Source organism: Priestia koreensis, assembly GCF_022646885.1.
Taxonomy (GTDB): Bacteria; Bacillota; Bacilli; order Bacillales; family Bacillaceae_H; genus Bacillus_AG; species Bacillus_AG koreensis_A.
Genome location: NZ_CP061868.1, coordinates 2,093,765 through 2,114,148, shown reverse-complemented (window position 1 = coordinate 2,114,148; position 20,384 = coordinate 2,093,765). Strand labels below are relative to the sequence as shown.

The 20,384-nt window shown below is 36.4% G+C and carries 24 protein-coding genes; 10 read left to right on the top strand and 14 right to left on the bottom strand.

Translation table 11 applies throughout. The annotated features are described in order from the left end of the window. Positions 1-7: 7 nt before the first annotated feature. Both IE339_RS10570 and IE339_RS10565 read right to left on the bottom strand, forming a co-directional pair. Positions 8-583, bottom strand: a complete 576-nt coding sequence (locus IE339_RS10570; protein WP_242175858.1) for a TetR/AcrR family transcriptional regulator — start codon at positions 581-583, stop codon at positions 8-10. A gap of 188 nt (positions 584-771) precedes the next feature. Beyond that, positions 772-1,284 carry a P-loop nucleotide/nucleoside kinase family protein gene (locus IE339_RS10565; protein ID WP_242175857.1) on the bottom strand — a complete coding sequence of 171 codons (513 nt, stop codon included), beginning with the start codon at positions 1,282-1,284 and terminating at the stop codon, positions 772-774. A 179-nt stretch (positions 1,285-1,463) separates the two neighbouring features. On the opposite strand from IE339_RS10565, the gene IE339_RS10560 reads away from it, so the two are divergent. The 4 genes from IE339_RS10560 to IE339_RS10545 all read left to right on the top strand — a co-directional run bounded on the left by IE339_RS10560 (position 1,464) and on the right by IE339_RS10545 (position 3,447). Continuing rightward, the gene (locus IE339_RS10560; protein ID WP_242175856.1) at positions 1,464-1,757 is read left to right on the top strand and encodes a 3-isopropylmalate dehydrogenase; all 294 of its coding nucleotides are present in this window, start codon (positions 1,464-1,466) and stop codon (positions 1,755-1,757) included. A 44-nt stretch (positions 1,758-1,801) separates the two neighbouring features. Further along, positions 1,802-2,077: a hypothetical protein gene (locus tag IE339_RS10555; RefSeq protein WP_242175855.1), complete on the top strand. Its 276-nt coding sequence runs from the start codon at positions 1,802-1,804 to the stop codon at positions 2,075-2,077. Between the two features lie 292 nt (positions 2,078-2,369). Continuing rightward, complete coding sequence (locus IE339_RS10550; protein WP_242175854.1) at positions 2,370-3,080, top strand: SDR family NAD(P)-dependent oxidoreductase; 711 nt, start codon at positions 2,370-2,372, stop codon at positions 3,078-3,080. A gap of 7 nt (positions 3,081-3,087) precedes the next feature. Then, positions 3,088-3,447, top strand: a complete 360-nt coding sequence (locus IE339_RS10545; protein WP_242175852.1) for a MerR family transcriptional regulator — start codon at positions 3,088-3,090, stop codon at positions 3,445-3,447. Between the two features lie 360 nt (positions 3,448-3,807). Here IE339_RS10545 and IE339_RS10540 read toward each other — a convergent pair whose 3' ends face one another. The 5 genes from IE339_RS10540 to IE339_RS10520 form a co-directional block, all read right to left on the bottom strand. After that, positions 3,808-4,713: an alpha/beta hydrolase family protein gene (locus IE339_RS10540; RefSeq protein ID WP_242175851.1), complete on the bottom strand. Its 906-nt coding sequence runs from the start codon at positions 4,711-4,713 to the stop codon at positions 3,808-3,810. 114 nt (positions 4,714-4,827) lie between these two features. Beyond that, positions 4,828-5,421: a hypothetical protein gene (locus IE339_RS10535; RefSeq protein ID WP_242175849.1), complete on the bottom strand. Its 594-nt coding sequence runs from the start codon at positions 5,419-5,421 to the stop codon at positions 4,828-4,830. Positions 5,422-5,647: 226 nt separating this feature from the next. Continuing rightward, positions 5,648-6,196 (bottom strand): hypothetical protein, encoded by a 549-nt coding sequence (locus tag IE339_RS10530; RefSeq protein WP_242175848.1) that lies wholly within the window; start codon positions 6,194-6,196, stop codon positions 5,648-5,650. Between the two features lie 199 nt (positions 6,197-6,395). Beyond that, positions 6,396-6,803, bottom strand: a complete 408-nt coding sequence (locus IE339_RS10525; RefSeq protein ID WP_242175847.1) for a hypothetical protein — start codon at positions 6,801-6,803, stop codon at positions 6,396-6,398. Between the two features lie 500 nt (positions 6,804-7,303). After that, positions 7,304-8,506 (bottom strand): iron-containing alcohol dehydrogenase, encoded by a 1,203-nt coding sequence (locus IE339_RS10520; RefSeq protein ID WP_242175846.1) that lies wholly within the window; start codon positions 8,504-8,506, stop codon positions 7,304-7,306. Between the two features lie 447 nt (positions 8,507-8,953). Between IE339_RS10520 and IE339_RS10515 the strand changes: the two genes are divergently transcribed. The 3 genes from IE339_RS10515 (at position 8,954) to IE339_RS10505 (ending at position 11,918) form a co-directional block, all read left to right on the top strand. Beyond that, a complete protein-coding gene (locus tag IE339_RS10515) occupies positions 8,954-10,285 on the top strand; it encodes an RNA-guided endonuclease InsQ/TnpB family protein (protein ID WP_242175845.1) in 1,332 nt (443 codons plus the stop codon). A gap of 203 nt (positions 10,286-10,488) precedes the next feature. Next, positions 10,489-11,151, top strand: coding sequence for an MBL fold metallo-hydrolase (locus IE339_RS10510; protein WP_242175844.1), 663 nt, complete (start codon positions 10,489-10,491; stop codon positions 11,149-11,151). 68 nt (positions 11,152-11,219) lie between these two features. Next, positions 11,220-11,918, top strand: coding sequence for a hypothetical protein (locus IE339_RS10505; RefSeq protein WP_242175843.1), 699 nt, complete (start codon positions 11,220-11,222; stop codon positions 11,916-11,918). Positions 11,919-12,026: 108 nt separating this feature from the next. Here the strand turns inward: IE339_RS10505 and IE339_RS10500 are convergent, their stop codons facing one another. Beyond that, positions 12,027-12,776, bottom strand: a complete 750-nt coding sequence (locus IE339_RS10500; protein ID WP_242175842.1) for an SDR family oxidoreductase — start codon at positions 12,774-12,776, stop codon at positions 12,027-12,029. Positions 12,777-13,136: 360 nt separating this feature from the next. Here IE339_RS10500 and IE339_RS10495 point away from each other — a divergent pair, with 360 nt between their 5' ends. Then, entirely contained in the window at positions 13,137-14,393 is a 1,257-nt protein-coding gene (locus IE339_RS10495; RefSeq protein ID WP_242175840.1) for a hypothetical protein, read from the top strand. Between the two features lie 87 nt (positions 14,394-14,480). Here IE339_RS10495 and IE339_RS10490 read toward each other — a convergent pair whose 3' ends face one another. From IE339_RS10490 to IE339_RS10480, 3 genes are all read right to left on the bottom strand, one after another. Continuing rightward, positions 14,481-15,056 carry a hypothetical protein gene (locus IE339_RS10490; protein ID WP_242175839.1) on the bottom strand — a complete coding sequence of 192 codons (576 nt, stop codon included), beginning with the start codon at positions 15,054-15,056 and terminating at the stop codon, positions 14,481-14,483. 134 nt (positions 15,057-15,190) lie between these two features. After that, positions 15,191-15,868 carry a hypothetical protein gene (locus IE339_RS10485; protein ID WP_242175838.1) on the bottom strand — a complete coding sequence of 226 codons (678 nt, stop codon included), beginning with the start codon at positions 15,866-15,868 and terminating at the stop codon, positions 15,191-15,193. Positions 15,869-16,179: 311 nt separating this feature from the next. Further along, a complete protein-coding gene (locus tag IE339_RS10480; protein ID WP_242175837.1) occupies positions 16,180-16,824 on the bottom strand; it encodes a suppressor of fused domain protein in 645 nt (214 codons plus the stop codon). 241 nt (positions 16,825-17,065) lie between these two features. Here IE339_RS10480 and IE339_RS10475 point away from each other — a divergent pair, with 241 nt between their 5' ends. Beyond that, positions 17,066-17,518: a VOC family protein gene (locus IE339_RS10475; protein WP_242175836.1), complete on the top strand. Its 453-nt coding sequence runs from the start codon at positions 17,066-17,068 to the stop codon at positions 17,516-17,518. Positions 17,519-17,644: 126 nt separating this feature from the next. On the opposite strand, the gene IE339_RS10470 is transcribed toward IE339_RS10475, so the two are convergent. The 3 genes from IE339_RS10470 to IE339_RS10460 form a co-directional block, all read right to left on the bottom strand. Further along, entirely contained in the window at positions 17,645-18,235 is a 591-nt protein-coding gene (locus IE339_RS10470) for a GNAT family N-acetyltransferase (RefSeq protein ID WP_242175835.1), read from the bottom strand. A 69-nt stretch (positions 18,236-18,304) separates the two neighbouring features. Beyond that, a complete protein-coding gene (locus tag IE339_RS10465) occupies positions 18,305-18,748 on the bottom strand; it encodes a GNAT family N-acetyltransferase (RefSeq protein ID WP_242176161.1) in 444 nt (147 codons plus the stop codon). A gap of 142 nt (positions 18,749-18,890) precedes the next feature. Next, positions 18,891-19,175, bottom strand: a complete 285-nt coding sequence (locus IE339_RS10460) for a CD3324 family protein (protein ID WP_242175834.1) — start codon at positions 19,173-19,175, stop codon at positions 18,891-18,893. 398 nt (positions 19,176-19,573) lie between these two features. On the opposite strand from IE339_RS10460, the gene IE339_RS10455 reads away from it, so the two are divergent. Then, positions 19,574-20,173 carry a GNAT family N-acetyltransferase gene (locus tag IE339_RS10455; RefSeq protein ID WP_242175833.1) on the top strand — a complete coding sequence of 200 codons (600 nt, stop codon included), beginning with the start codon at positions 19,574-19,576 and terminating at the stop codon, positions 20,171-20,173. The last annotated feature ends 211 nt before the right edge of the window (positions 20,174-20,384 follow it).

Here is a 20,384-nt window from a genome sequence, read left to right as displayed (position 1 = left end):
ATATCTCTCAATCCAATGTTGACAAATTTAAATTAATAATGGTTTCTAACTCTTTCTTATTATCCGTTGTTTTTGCTAATACTCGTATCCCAATAAGGGAATTGTGAATAAATTTAGAAAGACTTTTGATATCACAGTGTTTAGAAATTTCCCCTTGTTCTTGACCACGCTTCAGTAGATAAAATAAGAATGTTTCAGTCTTTATAAACATCTCTGTAATTTTTTCAGATACTTCTTGATCCAACAATGATAACTCAACTGCTGTATTTACTGCCAAACATCCTTTTGGTTGTGTAGCATTTGGGTAAATAGCCATTTCAAATAATGTTCGTATAGCTTCCTTGGCACTTGATTCTGGTGTTATGTTATTTTCAATTCTTATATCCATTAGTTCCATATAGTGATTTAAAGCTCGAATAAATAAAGTGTGTTTATCACCGAACGTATCATAGATACTTCTGCGATGAACACCCATATGGCTTACTAAATCTTGCATGGATGTTTTTTCATAACCCTGTTGCCAGAAAAGATCCATTGCTTTCTTTAATGCTTCTTTTTCATCAAATTCTTTATTTCTAGCCATACCATTCGTTCCCACCTTAGAACAGATTATCTCGTATTTTTGAGAAAAAATGTAGAAATAGTTAATGCACTTAGCGTGCAGCAATCTTATAGTATGCATCCTCCTTGCGAACTTTTTGAATGATTTAAGAATGATCATTATTGTTTTCGTAAAAAAATAGTAAATCTAACATTTTTAAGCTTATCAATTTAAGAACGATCAGTAAAGAATTTTGATTGAAAATTAATTAGGGGTGAAAAGTTTCGATAAAACCAATCTGGTATGTTGGCCTTTACCCCCGTTGCTAAAGTGACTAGGTTAGGGTGTCTTTCATTGGAATGCTCTCTTATAATAAAACGACGATGTAAAACCTCTAAATCCGCGCTGCATATAATGGTCAATGATCTAAAATTCATTTCTTCTTTTATGCCTAATAATTTCTTAGGTGACATGAAAGCATCGAAATTACTTTCGATTACGACATCCACTTTTGCTTTTATGAGCTCTTTTAACGCATTGAACAACACAGCATAGCTAGCAATAGATACTTCCTGATCATTCACAATCTCATTTTTGACAAAAGCATCATATATGTCTGTCTTGATTTGATCTTTTGATAACAATGGTAGATGTAGTGACGAAGCAATCCTTTTTGATAGAACCGTTTTGCCTGCCGCTGGTGGACAGCATACAATAATAATTGAAGACATATCCATTTTCATACTTTCCTCCTGATGATCACTTCACAATACATAAGGCATCTTTTCCTTAGAAATAATGTGTGTACATATATAGGATTTTGTGTAATTTTTCCATTTTTCCAAATTATACATGAAAATGTGTGTTAATGTAATGGTTACAGCCATAAAATTACAGTTAATGGATGTAGAGGAGGATTGGGATGTATATGACTACCTTTTTTCTACTATTAATGTGTCTGTTTATTGTGATCGCAAATTGCATTGGGTTTATGTCCTATAAGAAAAGTAACAATTTATATGCGGCTTCTTTTGCTATATTACTACTGGCAGCCGTCTTTTCAGCCATTGGTGGAATCGTCGCGTTGTTTATCATTCGGGATGCTTTTGCCGTTTTTTATGGGTTACAAGTAGGCTTGTATTTACTTATTAATAGCGCCATCATTTTTCTCATTGCCGCTTTCATAACGCTTATAAAAAAATACAGAGAGAACTAAAAAGAACATCACTTCTCAACTTGATGATGAAGGAGGCTATGAGCATGAAGAAATATTATTCGATTTTATCTGGCGTGTTTTTTATCATGACTACCTTACCGCTACTAGCGGGATTAACAAAGTTCGGTAACTTTTTGTATGTAGATTTGTTAAAAGTCAGCATCTTTTTTCCTTTAGTACTCGGTGTAATCGGGTTGATCTTTTCCTTAATGGGGATAAAAGGTAAGGTGCAGATAAGTCTCATACTTATGAATGCGCTAGGTATCGTACTATCATTGTTTTTGGTTTTCATCGCTATTAATGGCTTCCAGAACCCTTGACAAAGGGAATCTGAAAATGTATTTATGTGCCTTCATCCAATAGAAAGAGGCTTAAGCCTCTTTTATTTGTTAGTGAAGATTTCATTAGCCCACTCTAATAAGGTTTCTATTTATTGACTCCTTTTTGTGGTTAACGCTATTTTATCATCGTATTTTTAAAACGTTTGACTTAACTAGCCAGATAATTTTTAACGGAAAACAAATTCAAAAAAAGCACTTGACCTAAACCTTGGTTTAGGTCGTATTGTTGATATTGTATAAACAGTGTAGATACTAGAGGAGGAAATACAATATGGAAACAATCGCTTTTGTCACAGGCGCTAATAAAGGAATTGGGTATGAACTTGTGCGTCAATTAGCTAATCACATGGATCATGTTTTTTTAGGTGCTCGTAATGAAGAATTGGGTAAAAAAGCAATTGATTCGTTAGGATTATCAAACGTCTCATTTGTGCAGGTAGATATTTCAGATCCAAACTCTATTCAAAGTGCTATAGATACGATCCTTGGTCAAACCAATCATCTAGATTTACTTATTAACAATGCGGGAGTAGCCCTAGACTTTAACATCTCTCCTACAGAATTAAAAGTTGAGATGCTTCGAGAAATCTTTAACATTAATTTCTTTGGAACATTTCAAATGGTACAAACCTTCCTACCGCTCGTAAAAAAAGCGAAGCGTGGAAAAATTGTCAACGTAACAACGGATATGGCGTCTCAGACAATGTTTGATAATGGAGACGTTCACCCTCTTAATATACTGGGCTACAATTCGTCCAAAACGGCGATTAATTCGCTAACCTTGTCATTTGGAAAAGAGTTTGGAGAAGATGGTCCTGAAATTTTCGGCGTTACGCCAGGATTTACAACGACGGATCTAAATAGTAATGCACCAGGAGGAAAATCCCCAAAAGAAGGTGCAAAAATTATTGTAAAACATGCATTAAGTGAACAAAACTATAACGGAAAAGTTCTAAATGAGAAAGGAATTATTCCATGGTGACGAAAAAATGAGGACTTATACAATTGGACAGGTTGCGGAGATTTATCAGCTATCCATTTCTCAGCTGCGTTATTACCACAAACAAGGACTATTCCCCTTCCTTCAACGGACGGAAAAAGGGGATCGAGTGTTTACACACGATTTCCTTCAGCTTTTGGATATGATCTTGTGTTTAAAAAACACGGGAATGCCTATAAAAGACATTAAACAGTTTGTTGATTGGTGTATGGAAGGAAAACGAACCGTCCCGGATAGGCTCCATATGATGAAGCAACAAGAACAGAAGGTCCTTCAACAACTTGAAGATACCAAGAAATATTTGACAAAAATTCAAGAAAAGATTTTAAGGTTGGAAAACGAACAATAAAATGTTGAAAATCACTTAAGAAGCGATGGATTTGTCGTTTCCAGCTTTTATCGCCCCAATAAATTTGCCGCACAATTTAATTGTCAAATGGGGGAACAAGGTGAAGTCATTACCGACGGAACAGAACGAACAACAGCTTATGGGATATAGAAACCGAAAAAGGATATCCCTCCTTGCTAGTTATTTCTGCTGCGACTAGCATTGATATGGATCTAATAGTAGAGCGATTTTAAAATAAAAAGAGATGAGTGTAAAATACCCACTCATCTCCTTTTACAATTCAGCTTAAAAACAGAAAAACCTCCCTAAGGAAATCAATGTTTCCTGTCTCCCCTATCCCCTAAAATTTATGGAGACAATTCACCGGAAGTTTGCCTTTGTCCACCTACAAAAATCTCGTATTAAATCAACTAACTCGAGACTTGCTTTCCAGTCAATTTTATCCCACGTTTGATATCTCTCCGCTCTCGCAAAGCTATGGTTAACTCCTGGTGAAATGTTGACTTTATACGGTACCGCTATTTGTGACAGTAATTCTCTTGCTAACGGTTCATTCTTCTCTAAAGGAACGAGTTCGTCGTTTTCAGCAAAAGCAAAATAGATCGGAACAGCTATAGTAGGAATGATTGTTCTAGCATCATAATCTAAAATGCGACTTAAATAACCTACTTTAAGTACTTTTGATAATAGTTGGTACAGGGTAAAAGAAAGCTGGTTGATAGGTCGCAGCCACTTTGCAGAACGGACATTACCTTTCATAATTAGATTAGAGTCCAGGTTATCTAGAATTTGCTCTTTCACGCTGTATGCTGGACCAGCAATGCTGAGAGATGATTTTAATAAATCTGGATAGCGTGAAGCAAGCAGTTGAACGATCCAGCCACCTTGACTGTGGCCCATTACGCTAATTTGATGTTCATCAATATCAATCCGTTTTCTCATTGATAAAATAATGTCACGCATATCCTCTGCTCGGTCATAAAAGCTTTGTGTCTTCCATGTACCTTCTGAAGATCCAACTCCACGCTTATTAACGAGTAGCAGCGCAAAACCCTCATCTATGCAACCTTTAACGAGAGTGCGACAAAAGTAGAATTGTTCTTCCTCCAGATCCATTTCGTATGGTGTGATACCTGATCCATTTACATATATCATTAATGGGTATTGATCTTGACCTGTAGGTTTAAACAAATGACCATTCAGAAACACACCATCTTGCGTCTTTATATGCATTGGTTCAGCTTGCCTAAGCGTATACACTGACATTGTTCACTCCTCCAAAATACAACTCTGTTAAATTGTTTGTTTCTTTTTATATTTGACTAGACCTGTTTATATCAAAAGGTAATTTCTTTATTAAATTTTGCACTTTTTGTGGATTTATGTTTTATAGTCTTTTAAATATTTAACAATATTTCTAGTTGCATTTTGTGTATCGCCCTGATCTACCTGATTTTCATTCGTCTGTACAACCGTAATGATTAGATTTTTATATGTAATGGTCATAAGATCTGTTTTATCTATTAAACTTTTTTTCAATCCATAATCGGACCATACGGAATATGAAGCCATATCATTTCCAATGAAGGATTTTGTGTAGGCAATAGTAACAATGATCATTCTATCTTTGTTGCTACTTTCATAAAATAGAGATTCTTGTGTTGACTTAGGTTGTTCGCCATTAAATGTACCGTTAGTCGTCATATATTCTCTCTTACCAAAACTAAAATCCTTACTAAGTCTTAATACCTCTACATCTGACGTACTACTTTTAAGAGTGTAACCGGGTACTTTTACATCCTTGACCATATTTTTAAAGAGCTTTTCGTATTGATTATAACTTAACGTTTTTTGTTCTGTTTTTTTACTTTCGATACCTTTATTATCATTTTCCGAATGTGCATTGACTTGCTGACATCCTATTAAAGAAAACAGACTCACAGTTAATAGCGACAATTTTATAAATTTCCTCATCGTTAACCACCTTCCAATATATGTTTATATTATTTTGATTTCTATCTAATAGCAATTATATTCTTGATAATATTGGTAGAAGAAACATATAAAAGAAGCTGTAAGTAGAAGTGACGATTTAGATAAGTAACGCTTGCTCCTATCTATTCAGTTACTAAATAGAAATAAAGACAGCCATTTCTTAAATCAAATGACTGCCTTCTTTTTACCACTATTTTAACCATCTTTACTTTGTCACCTTTTTATACAACTCCACAAACTTATCCACTTTCTGTAACTCAGAAAATTGTTGTAGCAAACTCTCAAAATATGTACGAATCCCTTCAATCATTCCTTCTTTAAACACAGGAATGGGAATCATATTAACGCTTGAAATAGGAATTTCCAAAGATTCTTTTACACTCTCCCCATCATACCAATAATTAGACAGGCAATAGCGAATCGCAAAAATGACATTTTCTCTAGATGTTTCTAATACGATTTCTTTATCAATTTGATCTTCGTATATGATGACCGCTTTCTTTTGGCCAATATCGTCCATCTGATTAATAAAGCTGTGTATAAATCCATAAATAGGAATAGTTAGCCCTTTGCTGGACATAGACGATGTGCCCATTTTTTCTTCAGAAATTCCATTGGCATGTTCAAAAAAGTTCTTCCCATTTATGAAAAAAATAATTTCTCCGAACATCGAATAATAGACTTCCCCTGTTCGGATTTCTTCTACTGTATTGGAGGGAAGTTCATCAGGTTGAATGTCAAGGCTAAAAATCACGTTCATTTCTCCTTTACAGAACTAGAGTGTGAGATACGATTTAAAGTAGATAAAAACTAGCAATGTTTTCTCCAAATAAGTACATACATCATACCTTACCTATTACGATAAAAAAGAGAGAATTTCGAATTAGATTCTCTCTTTTCTTACCCTCACGTAATATGATTGTCTATCTATCACACGATTAATTAAACGTTTTCTATTTTTGTTTCTTTAAATGAATAGATTGTTCGTGACTTCCCGTTTCATCTATCCATTTTACAGTAACGGTTAATTTGGCTTTTTTAGGAGGCGCATCACCTAAGCTCGAAAAATGATAGTTTGAATCTTCTTCTGGTTCCCCACCAGAATATTTTTCAAGCTCCTTACCTTCTTCAAATAAAATCTCGCCCACTTTTTTCTTACTCTTTTTTAACGGGGTTAATGTTCCATCCCAATATGTTTCTTGTTTAGAATATTCACCTTTCCATTCCCCATCGCTCGAATAGCCAATAAATTTATACATTTGCTCATCATTTTTAGATTGCGCTTGAATAATTGAAATGATCACAGCTACAGCCACTACGACAACAATTGATCCGACAATCCATGCTTTTCTTCTCATCATTTACCCTCTTCTAAAGCTTCTTATGGTTCCGTCTCCACGCTTATTGTTTTTCTAAAAACATAAGGAAAATATTATAATGTTTGGATGAAAAAAGAAATGAGTTGAAATACCTATTTTCGCATGCATAGTAAAAAGCAGATTGCGTTTTTAATTCATAAAGTATTACTAAGAGAAATTTGGATTTTTTGAACTTAACGTAAAGCCTATGAGTAACTGAGATTTTAAACATAAATAATACTGATTCATTTTCCCAACTAAATAATAAAAGTGAAATGGCCCTCCTGAAAAATGAATAGTGCCAAAAGTGTGGTGAGTGTGGCAAAATTACTGAAAACACTACTTTTAGCTGTCTTTATTGTTAATGCGGTATAATTAGCAAACAAAAATGGGCGAGCGTTTAAACGTTCACCCATTTTATTAAGCGACAGTTCCCTTGTACAAACTACATGGAAGTAACGGGTTAGGGCGTGGCCATCTTCCGTACGATTAATGTGTGAGGATTAACGCAAGCTTTCTACGTTAGAGTTCAAATTTATCTCTATACGATCAGAATAAGCTTGTTCCAAAATGTGCATGTAATCAGTCTCGTTAATCGAACGAACGTTACTTGATGTTGAGTTGTTTTGCATCGCTAATTCTACTACTCGTGGAAAATCTTCTTTTTTTACACCCTCTAAATCTTTTAACTTTGGAATATTTAAAGATTCAGTTAACTTCACAATTCCTTGAATGAGTTTTTCAACGGCTATTTCGTCTGAATCGGAATCGCTAGCAAAGTTCATATATCTCCCTAATGTAGCATGCAACCCTTTATTCTCCATAGAATTAAATCTTAGTACATAAGGTAAAAATACGGCATTGGCAACTCCATGAGGCGTATCATAAAGTCCTCCTAGCGCTTCTGCTAAGCAGTGGACAGCAGCCACATCAGTAGATCCGAAACAGAGACCTGCCAACAGACTACCTTCTAGCATGTCGTGGCGAGCTTCTTCATTTTGTCCATCACGAAAAGCAATAGGCAATGCTGAAACGATGGTTTTCATCGCCTTAGCTCCAAACGCTTGTGAAATTGGATTTGTTCCTTTACAGGTATAACCTTCAATTGCATGAACCAATGCATCAACACCTGTAGCAGCTGTAACAGAGGGAGGAACACTAAACGTTAATTCAGGATCAAGAACAGCCAACACAGGTCTTAATGAAGTATGTTTGAGTGTCATTTTTCGATGTGTAGATGATTCGGTAATTACAGAAGACCGAGTTACCTCTGAACCTGTACCTGCAGTAGTTGGAATACAAATTATAGGTGCAATGTTCTCATATAACCGTTGACCATCTGCATAATCAGATGGTATCCCCCCATTTGGACCGCACAAAGCAATGGCTTTTCCTGTATCCATGGCACTTCCACCACCAATTGCTACGACTGCATCTGCACCAAAGTCACGAAATAGTTGAGCGCCCTCTAAACAATTTGTATCTCGAGGATTCTGTTCAACTGAATCAAATAACACTACTCGATAACCTGAAGCCTCTAGGGTATGTATAATAGGTGAAACAAGGCCTGCACCAACTACACCAGGATCACTTACAACTAAAATGGATGAACCAACCCTTAAGGATTCTAACATTTCTGATATTTTTTTAGACTTTCCGATTCCCATCTCAATTTGAGTAGCACAAAAATAACTATAGGATTTCACTCCTATCCCTCCCATTATTTAAATTCGCGTACAGATCCTGCTTCAAAGGCTTAGGCTTCTTCACACTGGTATTCAGTGTATAAAGAGACTAGATAATCTTAAATGAATTCTCTACCTATATGTATGATACAACCTCATCAGTTTTTAAAGTAGTATAAATTTACTTTTTATTCTATTTTAATACAAAATTTTCTCCCTGTTGCGCAATAAATAAGTCAAAATTCCTGCATTTAAGCATTTTGTGCACTATAATTGCTATGAGTTTAGACTTTTAACAGATTTCCACCAGAAGTCCCCTTCCTCAAGGAACGATAAGGGCGAAGCCCCGTGAGTAGGTGGGGGATGAATGGTGGGTAGGCGTAAGCCTACAACGAACATATGTGCTTGTTTTCTTTTTCTTTTTTTGGTAAGATAGGAATATAGTCCCAACAGAAAGGAGTGAATGACGTGAATGTTCAATTGGAAACACCACATCGAAAAGGAACCAAAAAAACATTACCCGAAGGATGGGTGACGCTTGGGTATCAATATGCGATTTTCCCTACAGACGAGCAGAAAGAACACTTAAACCGCGCGTTTGGGTGTGAACGTAAAGTCTACAATGAATATGTTGCCCATCTCTACACCGAATTAGAAGCCTCCGGCTTTGCAGGTGGATTCATTCGCCATAAGGTTCCAAATTACACAGAAATTACGTGTCGTTTTGCCTTTTTAGATCGTTCCAATGATTCATTTGTGTACAACGATGCCAAAAGACGCTTTCAAGCTGCTGTCCAAAAATATAATGAAACCTTTGCGCGAAAACCAATCCAGTATAAAAAGAAGGCACGAAACCGAATGAACACGGAAGGATACATTCCTTCGATTCGTGATATAAAAGGATTGCCTCAGTTTCATCAGAAGAAGAACGCCAAACACAGCTATACCACGAACCAAACCAATCAAAATATCCGTGTTATTCACGAAAATGGAGCGGTCTTTTTACGTGTCCCCAAATTCCCTGAGGGAATTTCCCTTCAACTGCACCGTCCTTTACCTGCGGAAGGACTCCTAAAAAAAGCTACCATCCGACGAGAAGGTGAGCGTTATTTGGTGTCCCTTTCCATCGATTTCCCTTCGGAAAAAGTGGAGAAAAAACACAACGTTTCTGCCGATAAAGTAATTGGATTGGACTATAGTCAAGCGGACTTGTATGTGGATAGCGAAGGTCGAAAAGCAAATTACGGTCGATATTACCGACTCATTGAGAAACGTCAACGTCGAATGAATAAGTCCCTAGCTCGTAAGAAAAACGCAGCTCCTCTCGATGAGAATGGAGCGATTCAGTACAGTCGTACCTATCAAAAACAAATGAACGCGTATCGAACCTTACTGGCGAAGTCCAAAAATCAACGAAAGGATTTCCTTCACAAGCGTAGTTATCAGATAATCAATGAGTACGACGCGATTGTGGTAGAAGATCTTGATTTGACGAACCTTGCTCAAATGCGAAAACTAGGGAAAAATGTGCACGATAATGGCTTTGGAATGTTCCGCACAATGTTGCAGTACAAAGCAGAGAGAAACGGTAAACACTACATCGTAGCGGATCGCTATTTCCCTTCAAGTAAACAGTGCAGTCAATGCGGACACCTCCACGATAACCTTTCGCTCTCTGATCGTGTGTATGTATGCCAAAATGACACGTGTTGCACAAAAATCGATCGAGATTATAATGCCGGATTAAATCTCAAACACTATGGAATTCGTGTTTTGAAGGAACAAGGTATGACATTATAATTTGTCTGGATTTTTTCTAGCGGTCGGAACGCCGCAAAGGAAAGGCATCGGACACGACCGTTTAGGCGTGGATGAAGATGCAATAAAAGAAAAGGTCTTACGATCTTGGAAGCCTCCACTTCAAGCAACCCGTAAGGGTGCTAAGTGGCGGGTAGTTCACCAGCATGTTCTATTAGCCTTAAAAGAAGAAAGGAACGTTTACTATGAACATCGTACAGCTGTCCGAACACATCTTTAAATGTGAATCTGAAATTAATATCTCTATTACTATCCCTGTTAATACTTGGCTCATTAAGCATAACGATGACGTCTATATCATTGATACAGGAACTGAAGCATTAGTTGCTGATCAAATCAAGGCTGCGACATCAATTGGAAATCCAAAAGCGATTTTCCTTACACATGGCCACAGTGACCACATTCAAGGTGCTGTAAAATGGATCGAGCAGTTTGACCTCCCTGTTTATGCCCATGAAAATGAATTAACGTACATTAATGGTGAAGTCCCTTATCCGAATAAAAATGTACTTGAACAGAATGGTGTACAAAACAAGGTTAAACCATTGACAGAGGAAATACTTTCTGGTGTTCCGCTGCATTACTACCTAACACCAGGACATTGCCCCGGCCACGTCATCTATCACCATACAGAAGATAACGTCCTATTAACAGGTGATCTTTTTATTACAAGTAGCAGCGATCTCCATCCTCCTATCCGAAAGTTTAGTGTTAATATGAATACAAATATTGATAGTGGACGTATTATCGATGAAATCAAGCCACATTTAATTTCATCTTCACATGGACAAGATCTGTTTTATCACCAGGATCTGTATAAGAAATATGCATTTATTTATAGAGACTGATAGCTAATCAAGTTCATCATGGATCATCCCTTGCTTTTGACTTACTTGATACGAGGTGGGAGTATAGAATGGAAGAGATTATGACAAAGGTCTTGAAAGATGAAAGATTGGATGACTATCCAATCTTTCAAAAGTTTTGTCTACTTAAAGAAAAAGGGCTACGAAAGGAATCTTTTAACTACCTATCTTCTTTTATAAATGAAGCAACGGGATGGGAGGAGAAAAAACGAGAGCATTTTGCCTGTTGGCTATTTGGCTTGTTTGAAGGATCAGATCATATCCATCACTTGCTCGTTTACCCACTAGAAGAAAATGTATTAAAGCCTATCCTGAATACTTGGATGAAAAAAGATCCCAAGGATTCAAGACCATTTAGGTGGTATGGTCTGTTTTTACAAACGGAAAATCGTATTGAATACTTAAACAAAGCAATTGAACTTGGTGGCAAAAGTGAACAGTTAGCTGTGCTGAAACTGATTAATCTCCATTTTGATTCACTTTGGTTTTCATTTCACCATCTATCTGAAGATTTATACTTAGGAAATGTCGAAGAAGATTTGCTCCTTATCTCTATGTTACAGCTACTAAATAACAACGTGGAATGTCAACAAACGAGGAAAACAGTTGAAACCGATATCAACTATCACAGAGAGCTGTTGAATGACTGGATAGAATTTGAAAGCGAACAAGAAAATAATTTTGTTCAGTGGTGCAAGAATAGAGGGAAAGATTATCCTTGGACCACTGCTTATTATTATGAAAAATAATGAAATTTCCTTATGAGCGAACTCAATAGATAAGCTAACAAGATGAGCAATCTCCTTTGCTCATCTTGTTTCGTTCGTGTTAGTTGAATCCTGGTTAATTTTTATTCATTAAACCATTTGTTTAGTTGGGCGAATTAAGATTTCACTTACCGCTACTGTTTCAGGTGTGCTAATGGCATATGCTACTGCATCTCCCACATCGCTTGATTTTAGTGAAAATCCTTCTTCCCCTTTGCTCATAAGATCTCTTACTGATTCGCGGTCTGCAGCATGATTAATCGTTGTATAAAGTTCAGTCGTGACAGCTCCTGGTGAGATAATCGTTGATCGAACGTTATTGTCCTTTTCTTCTTGACGTAGTCCTTCCATAATAGCGCGAACTGCAAACTTCGTCCCACAATATACGGCAGAACCAGGATAGACAACGTGTCCTGCAACTGAGTCTGTGGCAATAATGTGCCCGGATTGTTGTTTTTTCATCACCGGTAAAACTGCTGCAATTCCATTCAGAACGCCCATAATGTTAATGTCTAACATTTGGCGCCATTCGTCAAAGCGTGTTTCAGCAAGTGGTGCAGTAGGCATAATTCCAGCGTTATTATAAAGAACATCCACACGACCGTGCTTTTCCATTGCAAGATCAATTACTGCTTGAACATCCTCTTTGTTTGTTACATCCGCTACGGCATACGAAATGTCTGCATTTGGTAAAGATTTAGCAAGTGACTCTAAACGATCTTCGCGACGGGCTGCAATAACCAACTTTGCCCCTTCTTCTGCAAGTTTTTTTGTAGTCGCTTCACCAATTCCACTTGAAGCTCCCATAATTACAACTACTTTTCCTTCAATATGTGTCATCGTAATGTCCTCCTTGAAAAATATCATTTGAAGTTGGAATTCAACATAAATTCAATAATCAACAACTGTTTATTATTATAAAAGCAACTAAAATCATTTCAATCGTCAATTGAGGTCCTTTCGTTGATTACTCAACAATCAAACACATATTGTTGGATATCTATGAAAAAAATCAGATTTTAGAGTAGCGATATCGGGGTGATCTTTTAAGTAGGCTCTATCTAATTGAATTCGTGTTAAATGGATCTGAAGTTTAAATTCCTTATTTATTTAAAAACAACTTGAAAAATTATCCAAATAAACCCATGATAGTGATAGTAAAGCTTAACAAAATTTTTATCACTATAGGGAGAGTAAGATATGGTTGATCACACGCGTATTATTTTGGTGAAAAATGAATTGAAAGAGTCTACATCCGCATGCAAATCACTTAAGTTACAAAGTTTTATCATGCCCATCAACTCAGAGTGGTGTGGGGTGATCGTTCCAAATGAAGATGATATTGAGAAGATAGCGCAGAGTATTTCAAAAAGAACGAAAGCCTTTACTTTTTTACACGAACACGTAGAAGACTATGGGTGGTACTACCAGCTATATCTGGAAGGAAAGCAAGTCGCTTCCCTATACATGAATTATGTCGAGGACGACGATCACATAGACAATGCAAATTTGCCTCTTCTAGAAAGCATAGCGCTCTCCCCAAGTCACCTAGAAAAGCTCGACCGCTGCTTACAAGCAGACTACGCAGGCGACGAATACTACTTACTTAATTTGTTTAGAGAAGCCTTTCAGTTTCAAGATATCCAATATCTGTCCTATGACAGTATTGAAGATTTAGATAGTGCCCATTTAGAGGAATTAAAGATTGAATTTTTAATGCCTTTCGTAAAAACGGCAAATTTTGCTGATCACGTTGTTGGCTTATTCCAAAAACCGTTACAGCAGATGGATTTCATCTTAGAGACAGAATTATTCGCTGATTCACATGTTAGATTTAACCGCATTGTAAATGACTTTTTATTTACTGTTGTTTTTGACAGAAGTGAAAAAAGTAGGTTAAGAGTTAACTTGCTTACACCGTATACTGACAATCACATATATCGCTTACTAGAAGATGCTGGTTTAGCACTGACTTTCTCTTATCAAAATAAGAAAGAATTAAATGAACTATTAGAAAGACACGGCTATCTATTTATAAAACGAGCGAATGAATTCGTCACCGAGAATCCGGTCGTTATGGGAGATGTAGACAAGCTATATGAGGAAAGGTTACACAGTGCCTTAAAGAAATATGGATTTGAACAGGCGGAATTTCCACCGAACGTTATTAAAAATGGGGGCATTATTTCCTACCGAAAAGAAGATGATGTTACTTTATTGTTTAAACATCATCCAGGCTCCGCAAGTATTGAACCCATTATTATTTATGAGGGTAAAAAATATTTTATATCTCAGATTGTAAAATATCATAGCCAATCACTAAACTTACAGTTGCAGATGGGCGAATACGTTTATTTTTCGTTTCGGAACGAACACGAATTTTTTCAAACGATAGATCGATTAATACATTGTATTGAATGGATTCTTCAAACCGGTATTGACCGTGTAGTGATTTAAGTTTTTAACAGAAGAACATAGAAATAGCACAACAAGCCCCCGTCTTTTTAAAAATGTGCGGGCTTGTTGTGCTACTCTGTCTTTTTCTTAATTACCCCTCAATATCTTTTCTTTACGTCTTAGGTAGTCTAGATAGGAAATTTTACCGTTCTTTTTTAAATGAGCAATATACTGCAGTTTCAAATCAGTAAATCCACTTCGTCCTGCTAGCACTGCTCCTTCTTTAACTAAAAAGTATTGGGTGGGATTTGAAGAGTAGTGAAACTTTCCATTCTGATCGTAGGCCTCCACTTTTACTCTTATGCTTCCCTCTCCGAATTTTTGTGCGTTAATTGTAATGGGAATGATCGCCGTTTTCCCCTCTTTAATACCTGTCCATTCAGCGAGGATTTTTTTGTCTGGTTCCAGCTTCTGGATAACACCAGACGATTCAAATACAACTCTTCCAGATCCTTCTGCACGTAAGTACTCCACGTGCAAATTAAGCCTCATATGTTCCCGAACGATCGGTTCCTCTACTACCTCGAGAGTAGCACGGATGGGCACCAACATTTTTCCTGATTGTTGCGTGGCTGCAGTCCTACCCTCACTCTGACTTTTATTGTGCTCACTACAACCTATAAGTGTTATAAGACAAATAAAGATCAATATACGCTTGTTCATATTTAGATCCTCCCACCAATAACGGCAGCATTACAAACAGATTAAAATCTAAAGAATAAGTTCTTTTAAAGCAAGTGCCTAGATGACATAAGGAATCATACTAACTAAACCGACTAACCCCAAAATATAAATGTTTAAGAGATTTCAATTTGACTAAACCAGCTGCTAGTCTTCGATTTGACTATGACCTTCTCGTTATTCTCCCATTTTAATTCCCCCAGAAACCTCGCATATACCACTTCATTCCCAACTTCTTCTACCAATAGTTGGTTTACTATTCGCAAGCCTATTGCATTGTAAATTTCACACCATAATTGAAAGCCCGAAACGCGGTGAATCCCTTTTAAAATAGCTGTATTCTTGCGATTAGGGCTTTTCTTAGGCGTTTTGGAGACTAAAAATACCTTTTCATAATTTTCCTTTACAATTTCTTCTAACGCTTCTTCCACATACCGTTCAACAATGCTCGGTGAAAGAGACGAATATTGTTGAAACGTTGGTAAAATATATTTTCTTACAACTCTGCAAAATTCCATATATTTTTCTTCTACAGACTCCAGTTCTAAAAACACCATATAATCGTCTGGAACTAACACATCGACTACTTGTAAAGACTTGATTTCATTACAGGTTACAGATTTCCTAGAATCTGCTAAAAAATAAACCGTTACACCATTTACATTCTCTAATTGAAATCCTAACTGATCTAATTTTCTACAAAAGATCATTTCAAAAATCCGAAGTCCATGTATGCGCATATAATGCTTTTTGGGTCTACCTTTTGCCCAATCAGAAATTTGAATATCTACCATTTATTAAGCCTCTTTTTCTTTATGTAATTATGTAATGAACAAAATTTGTTTCCGCACATACTACGAATCTTTAATATAGAAAAATTCCTGTAAAATGTAAGAATACCCCTTGTACCTTCACCATCTTGCAAACTATAATTACTTCCACCCTAAGACTGCTCATAAGCAAGTTCAGGGTATTCTGCTACGCCGACTGCATGATCAATGGATGAAAGATACAGCCCTTCCAAATTTTTTAACTATAGCGTCTTTATTCATGGTAAACAGCGTATCCTTTTTTTTCGATTTCTTGGCATTTTCCATAATTCACTCTAATTTAAAGTAGATGCGCGATTAAGATCACAGAGCATTAGTGAATCAATTTCTCTCTCCTCCCATAAATCAAAAAGGCTACTAAAATCTCCCTTTTCCTTTATGTATTCTTTCTCATTACTATGAATAGGTAACAGCCATAGTAGTTCTTTACGCTGACAATCAAACAGCTCTAAGAGGCTTCGTGAATCCTGATATTCAATAAAAGCAGGACAAATTAATAGCGTATTCATAGCAAAGGGAGAAATAGCTTCAGAGTTAGATATCGTTTGTCCATAATCAAAAGAGGCATCATAATGAAATGGATAACTCACTAAGCTTGGAAGAAATTCAAAAATCTCTTCGTTTTGTTGGTGCGAAAGCCAAATTAACTCTGATTTTATGGCATTTAACATACTCTTTTCTGACATTCCCAGTGATACATACGTCCAAACTACCCGTTCAGCTGTAGGAGCGTACTCAAAAATGTAAAAAAAGCCACGAGAAATCGTGAAATCTTCGTCTTTTAAAATAGAAGTTTCTTCCCCGCCCTTCCAGTTGTATTTCACGATTCGATGAGGAGTTCCAAAATTCTCATCATAACGATCTTTTATCTGTGCTAAGTTTTTCTTTCGACCATTATTTTTCCAAAAAATAACGTTCACCTTCCTAATTTTTCATTGTTTCTTCAATAACTAGCAAGAAAATGGAATATAGAAATCTTACTTCCTGAGTATATCCTTTCTCTACAAAAAGAACTTTTATTACGTTTGGAGATTTTAGTTTTTTTCATGTAGTTAGATTACCTGTTCCTTTCATTGTATAAAAAGGAGTTCGAACCTTCCAAACAGAATACATAAAAACAGATAAAGTCATTATTAGTTTACTATAGAAGGAGAAAAACAATTGAAAAAAAGCAAATTACTTCGAATGGATAATATCAGTATTGTTGTAGAATCTCTTGATAATGCCATTTCTTTTTTTGAGGAGATCGGCTTAACCCTTGAAGGAAGAGCGACTATTGAAGGAGAATGGTCAGGTCGTGTAACGGGACTGGAGTCTCAGCGTGTAGAAATAGCGATGATGGTTACTCCAGATGGTCACAGTCGCATTGAACTTTCGCGCTTTCTTCAGCCATCTATTCAATCCGATCATCGAAATGCCCCGGTAAATGCTTTTGGTTATTTACGGGTCATGTTTACTGTTGAAGACATTGATGAAATGGTCTCTAGGCTCGAAAAGCATGGTGCTAAGCTCGTTAGCGAAGTGGTTCAATATGAAAACGCCTATCGCCTCTGTTACATTCGTGGAGTGGAAGGAATTCTTATTGGATTAGCTGAACAGCTTGTTCACACATAAGAGAAGACATTTATTGCAAGCCAAACCCAACGATTAATCGCAAAGTACTTAAACAAAAATGCTTGAAGTCCTTCTTCAAGCATTTTTGTTATGACTATTCGTTACTTATTACTGAACGACTAAAACTTATTTATGTTTTTTCTCCCATTCCCCCTTTGTCAGCGTGTAATGATAATAGCGCTCATTTTCTATCATCCGTTCACCTCGATAGATGAAACAGCATTTTTTGATTACGCTATGGGATGCATTATTATTAATGAGAGCTACTGCATTAAGTGTTTCCATTTTTGTATGAGTAAACAAGTAATGAATGAGTGCTTTAGAGGCTCTTGTGGCATACCCCTTCTTTTGATAGCTGCTTGAAATCGCGTACATGATTTCCCTGTTCGGAAAAGGAAGTTCATCTTTTATACCTGTGCAGCACCAGCCGATGAATTCATCCGTCTGTTTAATAAATATCCCTAGCTTTAAGATATGGTGGTCTTTATCTGATAGATTCGCTGCAACATAAAGAAACGCTTTGTTTCCTGGAATTTCGTAATTAGTGATCCAATTTATCCGTTGGTACTTTGTTGATTTCCAGTCTGGTAAAAATTCAGCTATTTCTGGTTCATTCGATATTTCGCAAATCCGGTTCGCATCTTGGATTGAAAACTCTTGAAGGTAAAGATCTTCACCATCTATTCGAAATAAGTGTGTTGATGTTTGGCCGCCCATGTCGTTATCTCTCCTGCTTCATTTCAATCGAATTTAGCACTTCACTTTCATCGTTAACACAGGTAAACATTACACGGATAAATTTTGCGGGTTTAAATCCTTTTTCAGATAGTAGTGCTCGAAATCTCTCCCCACACCTTTTAAACTCCCAAACACTTGAAAGCCATTCTTTTTATAGAAATCGAGCGCTTGAAAACTTAACGTATCCACTTTTATAAAGTCACATTTTTTCTCTACGGCCATTTTCTCCACCTCTGATAATAGCTTCGTTCCGTATCCAGATCGTCTACTATCTTCATCAAGAAAAATAGTATAAATCTCTAACCAATTCCAGCATACGGCGCTCAAAATTCCACCACGAAGAGCACCGTTTTCATCCTTTACCAATACATTGACTTCTTCATATCGCCCGCCCAAATCCTTCGGAAAATGCTGCAAGTTAAACAAGTAAAGCTGATCGTCGATATATTGTTTCTCTTTTTGATTCCATTCCTTACTTATATGAAGTTTCATCATAAAATCCCCCTTTGTTCCATTACGCTCATTCATAACGATCGATTACTACTAGTTTATTATACGAACGGGGTATAAGATACCTCATACTTCATTCATAAACAAACGAAAGCCAATGTGGTCGCGACCACATTGGCTTTGTTCACAAGCTGTTTCTTTTCTTTTTTTCTTTCAATACAATTCTTTGAATGCTTTTATAAGACAAATGATAGTTTCTGCTTAGCGTATTTAGGTTAACACCTGATAAGTAATCAGCGTAAATTTTTACGTTTCGTCTATTTAATTCGACCCTTGTAGAGGTATTCGTTCCCCATCCTTTTTTAGTGCCTTCTCTTCGAGGAATATAAATGCATTCACCATCAGCATATTGCTGTATTAGCGCTACTAATTCTGTTGGTAAAAGATCTTTGGCTTTTTTATAGCTCATTTTTGCACTCCTAATCGTGTATTTATATTAGAAGAAGCAAAGGCTATGTGATCTTTACTTGGTTTTTACATAGCCTTTGCTATGCAAAAAAAGGTTGCCTTCTCATAAATAAACCCTCCTACCTTTTATTGGGATTTTCGCTTTAAAGAAATCATAGCATAGTTTTTTGGATTCCGAGAACCCTATTTTCTGATTTTTGGGATAAATCGAGTTTGCCAGTGATACTGAGTCACTAGCTTATTTGGTTTTAAATAGCAGGATTCTCTAAACATCGAGTTAACTCCCCTACCATCAATAACTTAATACTTAAAGGAAATGTAGTGCGAAATATCGAAACATATCATACGCTTAGATAAGTTTTCTATACAGAAATAATTACAGGAAACGAAGGTGATTGTATGATTATTTATAAAGGTACACCGATGATTGAAACCAAAAGGCTTATGTTAAGAAAAATAGAAATGAATGATGCACGTAGAATGTTTGATTACATATTCTCAGATCATCGTGTAATGGATAATTTAATCAAGGGACCGCATAAAGAGATTTCTGAAACAATCGATCGATTGACTGAAATTACGAATCAATATAGGAGCGAAAAGTTTTGTTATTGGGGAATTGAAATGAAGGAAAGTGGTGAACTGATTGGTACGATAGATCTATATAATATCGATGACGGCACGGAAAATTGTGAAGTTGGATATAACATCGGATTTAATTGGTGGAATCAAGGATATGGATCAGAAGCATTGCATGCGATTATTGAATTCGCATTTCGTTTTATGAATATCCATAAAATATCAGCCACACATAATATCGATAACCCCGCATCAGGTAGGATTATGTTAAAAGTGGGAATGAAACGTGAAGGTATTATTAGGCATATGATTCGAAAAAATAATCAATACAAGGATTGTGGAATTTATGGCATTCTCCAACAAGAATATTTAGAAACGAACTTGCCTTATCGAACCGTAATCTTGAACATAGTTCATTAAACATTTTTTTCCTCCCCGTTAAGTCTACAATGGATTTATTCGGACGGGAAAGCCCCTATCTCAACCTTTGTTGCTAATGCCGGGATCATGCTTTGCTTTTGCATCAGGTCTAATGGACGCTGCGCTTGGAGGTCCATTACCAGATTTGGTTCTTAGAATAAAGAATGCTGAGATTGTATAAATCAACGAATTAGTTACTTCCCAATACCTA

What these genes read in the sequence shown, in the direction of transcription:
- IE339_RS10570 (WP_242175858.1), bottom strand. Translation starts at nt 583, where the DNA reads ATGGCTAGAAATAAAGAATTTGATGAAAAAGAAGCATTAAAGAAAGCA.
- IE339_RS10565 (WP_242175857.1), bottom strand. Translation starts at nt 1,284, where the DNA reads ATGAAAATGGATATGTCTTCAATTATTATTGTATGCTGTCCACCAGCG.
- IE339_RS10560 (WP_242175856.1), top strand. Translation starts at nt 1,464, where the DNA reads ATGTATATGACTACCTTTTTTCTACTATTAATGTGTCTGTTTATTGTG.
- IE339_RS10555 (WP_242175855.1), top strand. Translation starts at nt 1,802, where the DNA reads ATGAAGAAATATTATTCGATTTTATCTGGCGTGTTTTTTATCATGACT.
- IE339_RS10550 (WP_242175854.1), top strand. Translation starts at nt 2,370, where the DNA reads ATGGAAACAATCGCTTTTGTCACAGGCGCTAATAAAGGAATTGGGTAT.
- IE339_RS10545 (WP_242175852.1), top strand. Translation starts at nt 3,088, where the DNA reads ATGAGGACTTATACAATTGGACAGGTTGCGGAGATTTATCAGCTATCC.
- IE339_RS10540 (WP_242175851.1), bottom strand. Translation starts at nt 4,713, where the DNA reads ATGTCAGTGTATACGCTTAGGCAAGCTGAACCAATGCATATAAAGACG.
- IE339_RS10535 (WP_242175849.1), bottom strand. Translation starts at nt 5,421, where the DNA reads ATGAGGAAATTTATAAAATTGTCGCTATTAACTGTGAGTCTGTTTTCT.
- IE339_RS10525 (WP_242175847.1), bottom strand. Translation starts at nt 6,803, where the DNA reads ATGATGAGAAGAAAAGCATGGATTGTCGGATCAATTGTTGTCGTAGTG.
- IE339_RS10510 (WP_242175844.1), top strand. Translation starts at nt 10,489, where the DNA reads ATGAACATCGTACAGCTGTCCGAACACATCTTTAAATGTGAATCTGAA.
- IE339_RS10505 (WP_242175843.1), top strand. Translation starts at nt 11,220, where the DNA reads ATGGAAGAGATTATGACAAAGGTCTTGAAAGATGAAAGATTGGATGAC.
- IE339_RS10500 (WP_242175842.1), bottom strand. Translation starts at nt 12,776, where the DNA reads ATGACACATATTGAAGGAAAAGTAGTTGTAATTATGGGAGCTTCAAGT.
- IE339_RS10495 (WP_242175840.1), top strand. Translation starts at nt 13,137, where the DNA reads ATGGTTGATCACACGCGTATTATTTTGGTGAAAAATGAATTGAAAGAG.
- IE339_RS10490 (WP_242175839.1), bottom strand. Translation starts at nt 15,056, where the DNA reads ATGAACAAGCGTATATTGATCTTTATTTGTCTTATAACACTTATAGGT.
- IE339_RS10485 (WP_242175838.1), bottom strand. Translation starts at nt 15,868, where the DNA reads ATGGTAGATATTCAAATTTCTGATTGGGCAAAAGGTAGACCCAAAAAG.
- IE339_RS10470 (WP_242175835.1), bottom strand. Translation starts at nt 18,235, where the DNA reads ATGGGCGGCCAAACATCAACACACTTATTTCGAATAGATGGTGAAGAT.
- IE339_RS10465 (WP_242176161.1), bottom strand. Translation starts at nt 18,748, where the DNA reads ATGAAACTTCATATAAGTAAGGAATGGAATCAAAAAGAGAAACAATAT.
- IE339_RS10460 (WP_242175834.1), bottom strand. Translation starts at nt 19,175, where the DNA reads ATGAGCTATAAAAAAGCCAAAGATCTTTTACCAACAGAATTAGTAGCG.
- IE339_RS10455 (WP_242175833.1), top strand. Translation starts at nt 19,574, where the DNA reads ATGATTATTTATAAAGGTACACCGATGATTGAAACCAAAAGGCTTATG.